The following is a 13678-nucleotide window of genomic DNA, read 5'->3' as shown; positions in this document are numbered from 1 at the left end:
TTTTAAGCCTGTTTTAAACGCAAATGATATGGTTCAGAAAGCAAAATTTTTCAATAGCAGGGATTTAAGCAGCTAGTTGTAGCCCTAATTTAGACTAATTAGTTAAGTCTCCTTTGTTAATCAACACCATCTATGTCAATTGCCCCCACTCCAATTCGGATTCTCCTGGTGGAGGATGATGAACTTTTCCGCCTGGGGTTAGTGACCCGCCTCAGCCAAGAACCGGGGTTAGATGTGGCCGGGGAAGCTGAAGATGGAGAAACGGCGATCGCCTACGTCAATCAACAGCTTTTTGATGTGGTGATTTTAGATGTGGGATTACCCGGTATCGGTGGCATTGAAACCTGCCATCAAATCAAAAAAATTCATCCACAATTACCAGTTCTTATTCTCACTTCCCATTCCCAACCTGTCCTCATTAACCGCCTGATTGAAGCCCATGCCCAGGGTTATTGCGTCAAAGGGGTAGCAGCAGAAACATTGGTGCTTGCCATCCGCTCAGTGGTGGCCGGTGCATTCTGGTGGGATGCCATCGCCTCTCAGGAAATTCAGACAGCGTTTCAACACAGCCCATCGTCTCCGACGGTGCCGGCATTGGCCATGGCGGACAATCCCCTCACTAAGCGGGAACTGGAAATTTTAGCCTTTGTGGCTAGGGGCAAAAGTAACCAGGAAATTGCCGACGAACTTTACATTGCACCAGGTACAGTGCGGGTCCACGTACATACCATTTTGCGTAAATTGGAGGTGCGGGATCGGACCCAAGCTGCCATTTTAGCCATTGAAAAAAGGTTAGTTTCCCTTTGAGTCCGATGATTACCCCCAGTCAACTAAGCCAAGTAGCAAGGGAAATAGGTTTAACAGAAAGTGCCTTAAGAAAATAGGTAAAATAAATAGTCAACATTGACAGGCAAAGAGCAGGTAAAGGTCAATTAGCATCAACGGAAAGATAAGAACTAAATAGCTTGCGCCATGACCTAAAAAGGGTACAAATGGAGCGAAATTTTTTAAAATAGGCAGCGAACTTACTTGCCGAGAAAAGTCCAGAATCAATGAGCTAATTCATGCGGGGAAGATAAATTTACCGATAAGGCTAATGTGCCGGATATTAAAGCAATCAAGAAGCGATTACTACGCCTGGCGTAAACGATCAATATCTTCTCGAAATAAGGCGAACAAACTCTTGTGTAGGGCTTCTTGTTCACACGAGCTAATCACCCCTTTCGATTCATCACATCCCATGTTCAAACGTTAAAGGAGAAGGTTTTGAAATAACGTAACCCTGGGCATAATCGAAACCGATCGCCTCCACAGCCCTCAATATGGCAGCATTTTCAACAAATTCAGCAATTGTTTGTAAATCCATCACATGACCAATACGATTAAAGCTTTCCACTATCTCTCGGTCAACTTTGCTTTGAATAATATTTTTAACAAAACTGCCATCAATTTTTAAATAATCAACGGGAAAATATTTAATATATTCAAAGGAATTCATTCCGTGACCAAAATCATCAATGGCAAAATAACAACCAAATTGTTTGATTTCATTAATAAATTTTACGGCTTGATCGAAATGGCTGATCGCCGTCTCTTCTGTAATTTCAAAACAAATTGTTCCTAGGGGAAATGAAACTTTTGCCAATTGCGTTTTCAAAAAGTCGAGAAAATAATCATGGTTAATACTAGCGGCGGAAAGATTGAGAGCATATAAATAATTTTGAGAGACATTCATTCGTTCAGAATGTTGTTGATAATAATGATCATAACGACTGAAAAATTGACTGATAACCCAGCGATCAATTGTCGGCATCAATTGGTAACGTTCAGCTGAAGGAAGAAACACGCCAGGAACAATAATTCTTTTTTCATCCAATAACCGTAACAGAACCTCATAATAAATCAGCTTAGATTTTTTATTGATAGGTATTACAGTCTGACAATAGAGATCAAAATTATTTGCTTCTAGGGCATCACGAATTTCACCAACCCACTGTCTTTCTCGTCTTTGTTGCCGTAAATCATTATCATCATCACGATAAACCTGTATACAGTTTCTTCCCTTATTTTTTGCAGCATAACAGGCCGCATCTGCCATGCTCATAAGACGATTTTTGTCGTTTTCATGGGGGGAAATCGACACTAAGCCAATACTGATACTAATATGAAAAATTTTACCTTCCCATTGGAAGCATAATTTTTCAACCATATCCCTAGAAGTCTCAGCAATTTCTATTGCTTTTTCTAAGGGGCATTGGTATAGCAAAAAAGCAAACTCATCCCCCCCTAAACGGGCTAAGGTATCGACTTCTCGTACTCTTTGTTGTAATAGTCTAGCCACTTGACGTAGGAGTTTATCCCCAGCGATATGACCAGAGGTGTCATTGACAACTTTAAATTGGTCTAAATCCAGATAACATAAAACATGATTATGGCCCTCGTTATTTGCCGCGATGGTCTCATCTAGTTTCTGTTCAAAGCCTGAACGATTGATTAAACCCGTTAGAAAATCATGACTGGCTTGCCAGGTAAGTTGACGGGTGAGGTTATGGGCAATGGTCACATCCCGAAAAATAACCACACTCCCCACTACGTTTCCTTTACGGTCTTGAATTGGAGCAGCGGAGTCATCAATGGGAATTTCGGAGCCATCACGGCGAATTAAATTCGTATTTTTCGCCAAATTAATTGTCGTAATTTCTTCCAGAGCTTGAATAATGGGATTTTTAACCGGATTCCTGGTAAATTCGTTAATAATTTTAAAAATTTCAAATAAATGATTTCCTGAGGCCTCTTCATTCGTCCAACCGGTTAGTGATTCAGCGGTGGGATTAAGATAGGTAACAGCACATTCAGCATCAGTGGTAATTACCGCATCCCCAATGGATTTAAGCGTAACCTGAGCTAATTCCTTCTCAAAAAAAAGAGCCTCCTGAGTTTGTCTATGATCCTCTATTTCTTTAAGTAATTGCTTATTTTTTGCTCGAATTAGTTCTGTGCTTGTTGCCCAAAGTCGGCGCTGGAGTTGCCGCAGAGATATGTGAGTTGCAATTCGTGCGAATAATTCCTCCATTTGAAAGGGCTGGGTTATATAATCAGCCCCCCCTAACTCCAAACCTCGAACTTTATTAAAAGTACTAGTCAGTTCGCTTAAAAAAATGATAGGAATAGGAGCTATCTCTACATCTGCTTTTAATCGTCGACACAGCTCATAGGCATCATAACCACCGAGTTTAACGTAAAGCAAAATTAAATCTACTTTAATTGCTAACACATTTTTTAGGATAGCCGAATCAGATCGACAAACTTGAAACTCATAGCCTTTGTTTTCGAGTTTCTCCCTGAGCTTTTGCAGATTACCAGAATCACCAACAACTAAAATTTTACCTTTTGTTTTTAACATAGCAAATCACTAGCTCAGTGGCGAAGTTTTTTCAATATACCCATCTTTTATATGGTGAATGTATATTGATGAAAATCACGTGTCTGGAACTGGAAATAAAAGTAAAGAATCTTGACTAACTAGGAGCAACGGTTGGACTGATATCCTCTCTTAATCAGCCTCAGAATGACTTTGTGGTATCAAGATTTAAATCGCGCGGTCTTATTGATTTATTTTTGAATAAAAATTTTATTTGTTCTTAAAAAAAACAATAAAATAGCTATTAATCATGGGCTTTAGGCTTTCAGAGTTTTATTCTCTGACCAGAATAAAGAAAGAGAACACAACAACCTCAAGTCGCTTATCAAAGGTGACGGGCTCAGAACTTTTATTGATACAAAATCCTCGGTTTACAAACTGCCCTGCACAGTTTCAGCCTAACTGAATATTTGGAGTTTGTCCGTACGAATTAAGGCCTGTGAAAAATTCAAATTATCTTTGGGGAATAGAAAGTTTAAATATACTATTAAAGCCAAGGCATTATGTTAAACTTTGTAAAAATCAAAGTAGCTATCACCAGCAACCGAACTAACTTGGTTGTAGTTAGGAGATTTTAAGATTTTTGCCTAATGAATACTTTGTTATCGTCTGTAGTCAAAAAATGCCTACTTGGACCAATTCTGTATGAGCTACATGCAAGGGGTATCACAAGTTTTAATGCCAAAGGCAGTAAATTATATGACTGAAGTATTTCTCTGGGATCAGCCTTCATGAAAAAATGGATCTGGAATGCTCGGATTCCTCAACTTTGCGGCGGCACCGGCGCCGGTAACTGGGAGACCCGTTGGATCGAGGAGTCCGATCTGTACAAGCACATTGGCTTGGTCCCACATAATGTGCTCGTAGGCAACCTTGTCGTTTTCGATGCCAACGATCACAACAAACACGACTTCAACCCGTTTTCCGGTCGGCTCAACTCCAGGAAGCATCCAGTCAATCTTGTGCGTGTGCGTAAACGAGATAATCAGTTCATCAACCAACCGTTCTTCACTACAGGTTCGAGAGACTGTTTCAAACACAACGTCTGGAGGAAAAAACTGACCAATTAGGCGCTTTGCGTAAAAGGTTCGGACGCCGCTTGGACCTTGACCACCGACCATAGTTGGCACGTTCACCAAATGCGGTTGTGGGGCCATGGTCGCTAACGTTTGATCAAGGTCGCCCGCCAACTCTGCACTCATGTGGGCATTGAAGATTGCATCAAGTTTTGCCTCTAAGCTGGGATCAGTCATTGCATCTCCTTTTCGCGGTTTTGTTATGCATTATTTTGGAGGGTGTACTTTAGTTGGACAAAGCCAAACTCGTAAGCCTTGGCTCCGACAAATGTTAGCAACACGTCTGATCCTGTCGGACCAAAGAGGGGAATTCCCTCGCCAAGAATCACCGGGATGACCGTAATTGTAAGCTCATGAACCAGCCCAGCGGACAGAAATCGCTGAATGGTGTTGCCTCCATCCACATAAATGTGAGCAACACCTTCACCAGAGAGTCGTTCGCATAATTCCCGAGGGCTTTCTGACGATTGCTGGAGTGTCTTCGGCAGTTCATCCGAGAATGTGATCGGCTTGCTGCTCATAACCACGACGGGAACATCACCATAGGGCCAAAAACTAAACGATCGCACCTTTTCGTATGAGTTGCGTCCCATCACCAATACATCGACGGACCGCATCAACGCACCGTAGCCACAATCCTCGCCCTTTGGGACTTTGGCATTGGCGGCATCCAGCCAATCAATGTCACCATTACTGCGCGCAATATAGCCGTCGAGGCTTGTTGCAATGAAAACAGAGACTTTTGGGATCATAGGTCGCCAGTGTGGTTTGAACAACTCTACCTATAAACAACACGAAATCGTTCACAAACCAAAAGCATTTCTGGAGTGGGTTCCTTCCCAATTTCAGGCAATACTCGCAAAAAGTACTGCCAATGCTCTTTCCGCCAAGACTCCAGGGAACGGTCATTCTCGCCTTCTTCATAGGCAAATCGTGCATCCACTCCACTAAATGGGCAGATCATAATCTCCGTAGTTTCAATAATGCAAGTGGGCTCACCGCTTCCATTTAATACGATTGTTTTTGCCCCTATTTCAGGCAGTTGAATTCCCTCTGCTTCCCATTCCCACAAAGCTGAACAAGTTGCAGTTTTAGTCCCCTCCAGAACTAAATTACTCAGTTCATCTGCCAAAGCGGAAGAGTCACCAAATTGGTGTGCCTCATAGCCCTCGTCACTCGATGCAGTATTCGAAAGTCCTGCTATATATGTCTGCCAATACCGCTCTAACTGCTCATTTCTCATCGGATTTTATTGAAGAGAGTAACCAATCTTGATGATTCAATTCAAAGGTTTGCTCAACACACCATTCACCTCTGAATTCTACTTCAAGGGAGTTCGATAACCTCATTCCTAGCCTTTTGAGAAGACGAATAGAAGATTCATTCCGGGAGTCGGTGATAGCAACAATTTTATTGATACTTCCAAGTTTAAACAGCAAATGGATTAAGGCAGATACCGCTTCTTGAGCATATCCTTTACCCTGCTCTTGCTGATTCAAAGTAAAACCAACTTCCACATTTGTTGGATCTTTTGCATAAATTTGTATGCCTATGTCGCCGATCAGTAAGTTAGATTGTTTATAGGCGATCGCCATTTGAAACCACTCACCAGGTATCCCGATTACGGCTGTCTGCATTTCCTTGATAAAAGATTTCCCTTCAGCTTCGGAGAGCATCGACCAACCTTGAAATTGCGCTACTTGAGGGTCTTGGCGGTAAGCTAGAAACCGCTCCAGATCTACATCAATAAACCGACGCAGAATCAGTCTTTCAGTTGATTGGGGCAGAAAGTTCGCGGGAAACAATAAAATTTCACTCCAGGATCATTGATTGACTGAACTTGGTCAAGGCCTGCGGGCCAATATTCTGTTCAGTCCCCAGCCGCCGCTAGTAACCTCTCAAACTTAACCAAGAAACCCCATGGGGTTGGTATGCAAACAGACTATTAGGCATTATTTCTTGTCATTTTTATATATCCAGGAATATTTTCAAAATCTTTGAACCACCTCTGAATATTCAGATACTCAGACAGATCGAAACCACCTTCATCGGCGACATGGGTGTATGCATACGGACTGATGTCGGCAATTGTTGCGCTAGCACCAAGAAAAAATTTATTCTCAACGAGGTGTTTCTCCATTACTGAAAGCGCTTTATGGCCACCAATCTGTTTGGCATGATATTCTGCTTCCCGCTCTTTCGGCAATCCTAAGTACTTGTTGATGTACCTTGCTGTCGCGATGTATGGCTCATGACTATACTGCTCAAAAAATTGCCATTGCAAGACTTTAGCTTTTTCATACCTATCTTGTGGTAAAAACTCAGTGTTCTCTGCTAAGTAGTTCAATATCGCATTGGATTCCCAGAGGTACCTACCATCACCCAAGTCGATGACTGGTATTCTTGCATTTGGATTCATTTTCCTGAATTCTTCGGTGTGAGTTTCACTGGCAAGGATATCAACATGAACCCATTCGTGTTCAATACCAAGAAACTCCATTAACAATTTGATTTTGTAGCAATTGCCGGACAACATATCTCCAAAAACGGTATACATAGAGTTTTCTTCCTCCGAGCTTTATGCGCATTACTTAAGTTCAATATATAATCTTAATCTATCTTTATGCTGTACACCATTTTCGAAGATTGGCTCCGAATAATTTACTAGAAAATGATCTTTCACGACAGAATCCACCCTAAAGCCAATACGCTGATAATAGGTAAGCTGATAACCGAACGTACCAGTGCCCAACTCTACACGATACACGTTTTTTTTAGCCAATTCATTCAAGGTAAACTTCAGTAATCCGGATCCGATACCTTGTTGTTGAAAGCTTGGGTAAACAGAGATATTGAATATTTCAACGATGCTATCGTGAATTGGCCTAGCAATACAAGCACCAACAATCTGCCCATTACGCTTGGCTACGTAACACCACGAATCGCTTAAATATGAGTGGATACTTTGTTCAGAAGGATCAGCCTCAAGCAAAAGCTGAATAGGGATTTCCGTAGGCTTTACTTCCGAATATTCCATTTTCACCTCGAAGCACATAACTAATCATCAGTGACTACAAAATGTTTTGTTGAACCTTTGAGTTGAGCTTCGAGTACAAACATGGGAAGAAGATAAGTCTTATGAAGATAAACTACTACAGCTTTTGTTGCTATTCGAAATTCATCTCGGCACCCAATCTAAGATTCGAGTGGGAGCTTTCTTTCGACACTTAGGTAAGGGAGATAGTGTAATTCCATTACTGATTCAAGACATCACGCTTATGTTGGGGAGCGGCGGCGATCGCGGCAACCTGGGCCCTCAATTCTTCTGAGACTCCCAGTTCCTCCAGGGTGATCATTAAGTCTTCGGCTACGGCATCGAAGTGTTCACTGTTAAGACCATGGTTTTGCACCAGTGCTTGATGGGCTTCCCGCATATAGCGCCCATCATATTTGTCTGTGCCGCCAAAGGCATAGGTCAAAAAATCCTTTTGGTGTGCCCTCTGCTTGGCCATATCCACATTGGCAAAGAAATGCTTGATCCGGTCATCCTGGAGCACCCGCTCATAAAATTTATCAACGGCTAGATCTACCGCCGCCGCACCGCCTAGTTGATCAAATAAGGTCGTCATGGGTTTTTCTTGAGAATAAAGAATTATTGAAAGATTTCTGGTTTCTTGAGGAAGCCAGGGATAGGAATTAGAACCTATTGACCCTCTACAGCGGGGCTAATTGCTTCAGATGGGCCTAGTTGAGTAGGCTGATGGAAAACGGAGTATACCGCTCGCCCAGTAAACACCACTATGGTGATCGCCCCTAGGGTAAACACAATATCGCCTGGGATACGCAACCATACCGTCCACTGCATCCAGGGTGAACCAATCACTTCCGCACTACGGGCATACCAGGTGCCGTGGTTAATCGATTGCATAAGCTGGTAAAAGCCATTGGGAATCAAGCCCAAGACCATCATCATCCCTAGACCACCATTGAGGCTCCAAAAGGAGAAGCGCAAAATTTTCTCATTCCAGGCCCGGTCCGGCACAATTTCCCGCAGAGAGAACAGCATTAAGGCGATCGCCAAACAGCCATAGACTCCAAACAGGGCACTGTGGGCATGGATGGGGGTGGTGTTAAGTCCCTGGGAATAGTAGAGGACGATGGGCGGGTTAATCAAAAACCCAAAGACCCCTGCACCGACGAGGTTCCAGAAACAAGTAGCCAAAAAGAATCGCAGAGGCCAGCGGTAAAAACGCTCGGCTTGCTGAGACATACGCAGGGTCTTCACCACTTCAAAGCCAATTAAGGTAAGGGGAACCACCTCTAAGGCAGAAGCCACTGCTCCCATGGCCGCAATAAATGACGGTGTGCCCGCAAAGTACAGGTGGTGTAGGGTGCCGATCACACCACTGCCTAAGTACAAAATTGTAGTTAGGTAAGTAGCGCGCAACGCTGAAGACTTTTTCAGAAATCCGAGTTCGCTACAGAGGTAGGCAATGGTCACCGTGGCAAACACTTCAAAGAAGCCTTCTACCCACAGATGCACCACCCACCAACGCCAGTATTCCGCCATGCTGAGGGAAGTATGGTTGTTATACATCAACCCTGAAGCATAGAAGAGGGGAATGGTAATGGCACTGTAGAAAAAGAAATGGTTTAGCCCAGTTTTATTGCCTTCGGCCTTGATGGCAGGGCGTAGGGCCCGAAACATTAACCACAGCCAAAAGACCATGCCACCGATCAGCAACAACTGCCAAAGACGACCCAGTTCCACATACTCATAGCCCTGGTGCCCAAACATAAAGCTGTTGTCGCCGGTGAGAAAGCCCTGAACACTAGCCCAAGAGCCAATTAAGGAACCTACGACTACCACCGTTAGGGCAATGAGCAAGGCACCGTTGCCCCAGACTTGACCCTTGGGTTCTTGTTTGCCAAAACGGGGAGCAAAATATAGTCCTGCTGCCAGCCAACAGGTGGCAATCCAAAACACGGCTAGCTGTAGGTGCCAAGTGCGGGATGCGGCGTAGGGCAGATATTGCTGGAGGGGTAAGCCGTAAAAGCCGTCCCCTTCCACTGCATAGTGGGCAGTGACCATCCCCATGGCAATCTGCACTCCAAACAAAGCCATGGCCACCCCAAAGAAAAGACTGGTGGCTTTTTGGCTAGGGGTAGCAATACGAATGGCGGGGCGATCGGCTACAATCTGCACTTCATCGGCTTCTTCCTGGGTGAGGTAGATGAAAAGAAAAGCGGCGATCGCAAAAATCAGCACCATCACCGACACAATTGACCACACTAAAAATTGCCCTGGGGGTTGATTACCAATCAGGTCATCGTGGGGCCAGTTAGCTGTATAGGAGAAAGGGGCATGGGGTCGATTGGTTGCCGCCGCCCAAGCCGTCCAGACAAAAAACGTAGTGACATCATGAATATCCTGCTCGCTCTTAAACCAGCCATCGGGGATGGAGTGAATTCGTGACCCATGGGCTAATAGCTCTTGATAGTCGGCAAATACCTGCTTGAGACCCTCGGCTTGAGCGGCGGTAAGTGCTAGGGTATCGGTCTCCGCATCATAGCGGTTGGGCTTAAACTGCTCCTGCACCTGAGCTTCTAGCAATGCCCGATCTGAGGCACTGAGAGCTTCAAGGTCAGCTTGGGAGAAACTGGGATCATTGGCGTAGAGTACCCCTGCTGTGGCTAGTCCCCAACGGTGCAAAACATCCGCTGTCCAGTCGGGAGCCAGATAACTGCCGTGGCCCCAAACACTGCCCACGTGTTGGCCGCCCCTGCCTAGGTAGGTAACCTGGCCATTTTCCACATCGGCAGCGGTGAAAATAGTCTTCTGTTGAGGTGATTGGACTAGGCTGGGATGGGGAGGAGCATATTTAGAAATAGCCGCCCCGGCCCCCAGTAAAACACTGAAGGTGATAACACAGACAAGTACCAGCCATACCGGTAAATTAAAGCTTCTAGACCGGTTGCGAGCTAGGGTCATAACCTCAAGGGATGGATTAGCCATGGTTAAAAAGGATGTTTGAAATTTTTCCGTTGATGCAATTCAAATATTCAGATATGGAGATTTATTTTGGATAGATCTACCTATGCAAGGTCAGTTCCAGCCTAATGTGGCTTGATGTCGCTATTTTGCGCCAGTCTAACAGACAGATCCCAGCTTCTTCATTAGCTAGCTCATAGTTGGAGAGTGGAGTTCAGCCGTTACAGCTCACGCCCGTAACGAAGTCATAATCAGCTTGCCCGACCAACGCCAGCACCACAAGAGCTACATCAAAGGAATCGCGGCATAGTTTAAGTTACCAGTGGAGGATTGGAAATCTTAACCGTTTCGCACAATGACTCAAAACTGGTCCACTGCCGATCGCCAATCCCAGTAGCTAGGGACCTCAGTTTTGTTGGATACTATTGCCGTGGGACAATTTGCCCGCTGTTTTTCCTTGGTAAGGGTATCGACTTAAATGCTTCCTAAAATTTCTTTGGCCGCAGTGGGCTTAACGGTAGGGGGAATCCTCACCATCACAGGATTTGTGGCCTACGCCCTGGACTATGCCACCCTCAACCTGGCTGGTTTTTTCTATGGCATTCCCCTGGTATTGGGAGGATTGGCCCTGAAAGCAGCGGAGTTGAAACCCATTCCCTTTAGTCAGCCGACCCCGGAAAAAATTGTCGCCCTACGGAATCAACTGGCCACACCCACCCAAAACCAAATTCGTAAGGATGTGACCCGCTATCGTTATGGCCAGGAAGCCCACCTGGACGAATCCCTGGAGCGCCTAGGGTTGAGCCCCACCGATGAGGAAAGACCAGTACTAACTAGCCTTTTGGAACAGGACTGGGAAGGAAAATACGTGCTCACCCTAACCTTTACCTCCCCCTTTATTAGTCTGGAAACTTGGCAAGAAAAGCAGGAAAAAATTGCCAAATTCTTCGGCCCCGACCTGGAGGTTACCGTCGCCGAACCGGAAGAAAAGGTGGTAACGGTGAACCTAATTTCCCAATTAACCCTCCCGTAATTTATCCAGCACTGTCCGGTCCTCCAGGGTAGAAGTATCCCCAGAGATTTCCTGCCCGGAGGCCAAACTCCGCAACAGACGGCGCATAATTTTACCGGAACGGGTTTTGGGCAAGACATCGGTGAAACGAATTTCCGCTGGCCTGGCGATCGCCCCAATTTCGGCGGTGACATGCTTGACCAACTCTTTTTTCAAATCCTCATTGGCCTCTGTGTTGCCTTCCAGGGAAACAAAGGCAAAAATGGCTTCCCCAGTCAATTCATCGGGGCGACCCACTACCGCCGCTTCCGCCACGAGGGGATGGGAAACCAACGCGGATTCGATTTCCATGGTGCCCAAACGGTGGCCAGAAACATTAATAACGTCGTCCACCCGACCCATGACCCAAAAATAACCATCGGCATCCCGGCGAGCCCCATCTCCGGCAAAGTAGAGATATTGCCCCTCCTTAGGTTGGATATGTTCCCAATAGGTAAAGCGGAAACGATCGGTGTCGCCGTACACGTCCCGAATCATGCTGGGCCAGGGTTGTTTAATCACTAAAAAGCCCCCCTGACCAGACTCTACGGGGTTGCCATCTAAATCAACTATGTCTGCCACAATGCCTGGGAAAGGTCGAGTGCAGGAGCCCGGTTTAGTAGGAATGGCTCCAGGTAAGGGAGTAAGCATAATGCCACCGGTTTCCGTTTGCCACCAGGTATCCACAATGGGACATTTGCCGCCGCCAATGACCCGGTGATACCACATCCAGGCTTCAGGATTAATGGGTTCCCCCACGGTGCCCAGTAAGCGCAGGGAAGATAAATCCCTGGCATTGGGTATGGCTTCCCCCATGCGAATAAAGGCACGGATGGCGGTGGGGGCGGTGTAGAAAATATTCACCCCATACTTTTCAATCACGTCCCAAAAACAACCGGGATTGGAGGGACGGGGTACCCCTTCATACATGACCGTGGTGGCTCCGTTGGAGAGGGGGCCATAGACGATGTAGCTATGGCCAGTGATCCAGCCCACATCGGCGGTACACCAATAAACGTCCGTGTCCTTGAGGTCAAAAATCCATTTGGTGGTCATGTGGGTATAAAGGTTATAGCCCCCGGTGGTGTGGACTACGCCCTTCGGTTTACCGGTACTGCCGGAAGTGTAGAGAATGAACAGCATATCCTCACTGTCCATGGGTTCCGCTGGGCAATGGGCCGATTGTTGGGGTTGGAGTTCATGCCACCAGTGGTCCCGCCCCGCCGTCATGGTCACATCGGCTTTAGTCCGTTGCACCACGATGACGTTTTCTACGCTGGGGGCACCGTGTTCCAGGGCCTTGTCCACTTCCTGTTTGAGGGCGATCGCCTTATCTTTGCGAAAACCACCGTCGGCAGTGATGACCAATTTCGCTTCCGCATCCACTAACCGATCCCTGAGGGCTTCCGCACTAAACCCACCAAACACAACGCTATGGGGCGCACCGATACGGGCACAGGCCAACATGGCGATCGCCGCTTCGGGGATCATGGGTAGATAGATGGCCACCCGATCGCCTTTTTGCACCCCCAAACTTTTCAGGGCATTGGCAAACTGACAAACTTCCCGATGCAGTTCCCCATAGGTAATTACCCGGGAATCTCCTGGTTCCCCCTCCCAGATAATGGCCGCCTTATTGCGCCGCCAACTATGCAAATGTCGGTCTAAACAGTTATGGGAAATATTCAACTGGCCACCGACAAACCATTGGGCAAAGGGGGGTTGCCAGTCCAGCACTCGGTCCCATTTTTTAAACCAATGCAATTCCTGCTCCGCCAGTTCCCCCCAAAACTTCTCTGGATTGCTCGCCGCCCGGCTGTAAAGTTGCTCATACTCCCGCCCACTGCGCACATAGGCCCGTTCACTAAACTCGGTGGGGGGATTAAAGAGTCGTTCTTCCTGGAGGATAGATTCAATGGTATCTGACATGGTTCTCCGTCTTGGTCGTCAATGGCCCTGGGCCCAACGTTGACGATTGTCGCAAAATTTTTTGCCCTTTCTTCGGATCTGTAACTTTTTGTATTTCTTTGCCTCTGCTTTTTACCCTGGGGGCGGCCTAGGATAGAAGAAGGAAGCCAGTATTGATACAGTTCGTTTGGCAGTGGGGAGCAAGAGAAATCACACCCTTAACGGGATTG

At 46.0% G+C, this 13678-nt stretch carries 12 protein-coding genes; 2 read left to right on the top strand and 10 right to left on the bottom strand.

Annotation, left to right across the window (positions count from 1 at the left end; genetic code table 11):
• Nucleotides 1-132: 132 nt before the first annotated feature.
• Nucleotides 133-807, top strand: a complete 675-nt coding sequence (locus H6G45_RS07700; protein ID WP_190597864.1) for a response regulator transcription factor — start codon at nt 133-135, stop codon at nt 805-807.
• A gap of 424 nt (nt 808-1231) precedes the next feature.
• On the opposite strand, the gene H6G45_RS07695 is transcribed toward H6G45_RS07700, so the two are convergent.
• From H6G45_RS07695 to H6G45_RS07655, 9 genes are all read right to left on the bottom strand, one after another.
• Nucleotides 1232-3403 carry an EAL domain-containing protein gene (locus H6G45_RS07695; RefSeq protein WP_190597863.1) on the bottom strand — a complete coding sequence of 724 codons (2172 nt, stop codon included), beginning with the start codon at nt 3401-3403 and terminating at the stop codon, nt 1232-1234.
• A gap of 740 nt (nt 3404-4143) precedes the next feature.
• Nucleotides 4144-4674 carry an ester cyclase gene (locus H6G45_RS07690; RefSeq protein WP_190597862.1) on the bottom strand — a complete coding sequence of 177 codons (531 nt, stop codon included), beginning with the start codon at nt 4672-4674 and terminating at the stop codon, nt 4144-4146.
• 23 nt (nt 4675-4697) lie between these two features.
• Nucleotides 4698-5249 (bottom strand): dihydrofolate reductase family protein, encoded by a 552-nt coding sequence (locus H6G45_RS07685; protein WP_190597861.1) that lies wholly within the window; start codon nt 5247-5249, stop codon nt 4698-4700.
• Between the two features lie 26 nt (nt 5250-5275).
• Nucleotides 5276-5629 carry an ASCH domain-containing protein gene (locus H6G45_RS07680; protein ID WP_242018092.1) on the bottom strand — a complete coding sequence of 118 codons (354 nt, stop codon included), beginning with the start codon at nt 5627-5629 and terminating at the stop codon, nt 5276-5278.
• 100 nt (nt 5630-5729) lie between these two features.
• Nucleotides 5730-6302, bottom strand: coding sequence for a GNAT family N-acetyltransferase (locus tag H6G45_RS07675; protein WP_199309626.1), 573 nt, complete (start codon nt 6300-6302; stop codon nt 5730-5732).
• Between the two features lie 140 nt (nt 6303-6442).
• On the bottom strand, nt 6443-7054 hold the full coding sequence (locus H6G45_RS07670; RefSeq protein WP_190597859.1) for a glutathione S-transferase family protein: 612 nt from the start codon (nt 7052-7054) through the stop codon (nt 6443-6445).
• A 30-nt stretch (nt 7055-7084) separates the two neighbouring features.
• Nucleotides 7085-7534, bottom strand: a complete 450-nt coding sequence (locus H6G45_RS07665; protein WP_190597858.1) for a GNAT family N-acetyltransferase — start codon at nt 7532-7534, stop codon at nt 7085-7087.
• Nucleotides 7535-7751: 217 nt separating this feature from the next.
• A complete protein-coding gene (locus H6G45_RS07660; protein ID WP_190597857.1) occupies nt 7752-8126 on the bottom strand; it encodes a group 1 truncated hemoglobin in 375 nt (124 codons plus the stop codon).
• Between the two features lie 74 nt (nt 8127-8200).
• Nucleotides 8201-10513, bottom strand: a complete 2313-nt coding sequence (locus H6G45_RS07655) for a nitric-oxide reductase large subunit (protein WP_190597856.1) — start codon at nt 10511-10513, stop codon at nt 8201-8203.
• A 454-nt stretch (nt 10514-10967) separates the two neighbouring features.
• Here H6G45_RS07655 and H6G45_RS07650 point away from each other — a divergent pair, with 454 nt between their 5' ends.
• Complete coding sequence (locus tag H6G45_RS07650) at nt 10968-11522, top strand: DUF2854 domain-containing protein (RefSeq protein WP_190597855.1); 555 nt, start codon at nt 10968-10970, stop codon at nt 11520-11522.
• On the opposite strand, the gene acs is transcribed toward H6G45_RS07650, so the two are convergent.
• Nucleotides 11508-13469, bottom strand: a complete 1962-nt coding sequence (gene acs, locus H6G45_RS07645; protein WP_190597854.1) for an acetate--CoA ligase — start codon at nt 13467-13469, stop codon at nt 11508-11510. The genes H6G45_RS07650 and acs overlap by 15 nt on opposite strands.
• Nucleotides 13470-13678 lie beyond the last annotated feature (209 nt).

The sequence above is a fragment of the Synechocystis sp. FACHB-383 genome, from assembly GCF_014698605.1.
Taxonomy (GTDB): domain Bacteria; phylum Cyanobacteriota; class Cyanobacteriia; order Cyanobacteriales; family Microcystaceae; genus Synechocystis; species Synechocystis salina.
The sequence above is the reverse complement of the archived record's forward strand: the minus strand, read 5'-3'. Positions and strand labels throughout refer to the sequence as shown.

Bases quoted from the DNA above. Each gene is read 5' to 3' on its own strand.
- H6G45_RS07655 (WP_190597856.1), bottom strand. From the start codon at position 10,513: ATGGCTAATCCATCCCTTGAGGTTATGACCCTAGCTCGCAACCGGTCT.
- H6G45_RS07700 (WP_190597864.1), top strand. From the start codon at position 133: ATGTCAATTGCCCCCACTCCAATTCGGATTCTCCTGGTGGAGGATGAT.
- H6G45_RS07685 (WP_190597861.1), bottom strand. From the start codon at position 5,249: ATGATCCCAAAAGTCTCTGTTTTCATTGCAACAAGCCTCGACGGCTAT.
- H6G45_RS07695 (WP_190597863.1), bottom strand. From the start codon at position 3,403: ATGTTAAAAACAAAAGGTAAAATTTTAGTTGTTGGTGATTCTGGTAAT.
- H6G45_RS07650 (WP_190597855.1), top strand. From the start codon at position 10,968: ATGCTTCCTAAAATTTCTTTGGCCGCAGTGGGCTTAACGGTAGGGGGA.
- H6G45_RS07690 (WP_190597862.1), bottom strand. From the start codon at position 4,674: ATGACTGATCCCAGCTTAGAGGCAAAACTTGATGCAATCTTCAATGCC.
- acs (WP_190597854.1), bottom strand. From the start codon at position 13,469: ATGTCAGATACCATTGAATCTATCCTCCAGGAAGAACGACTCTTTAAT.
- H6G45_RS07660 (WP_190597857.1), bottom strand. From the start codon at position 8,126: ATGACGACCTTATTTGATCAACTAGGCGGTGCGGCGGCGGTAGATCTA.
- H6G45_RS07665 (WP_190597858.1), bottom strand. From the start codon at position 7,534: ATGGAATATTCGGAAGTAAAGCCTACGGAAATCCCTATTCAGCTTTTG.
- H6G45_RS07670 (WP_190597859.1), bottom strand. From the start codon at position 7,054: ATGTATACCGTTTTTGGAGATATGTTGTCCGGCAATTGCTACAAAATC.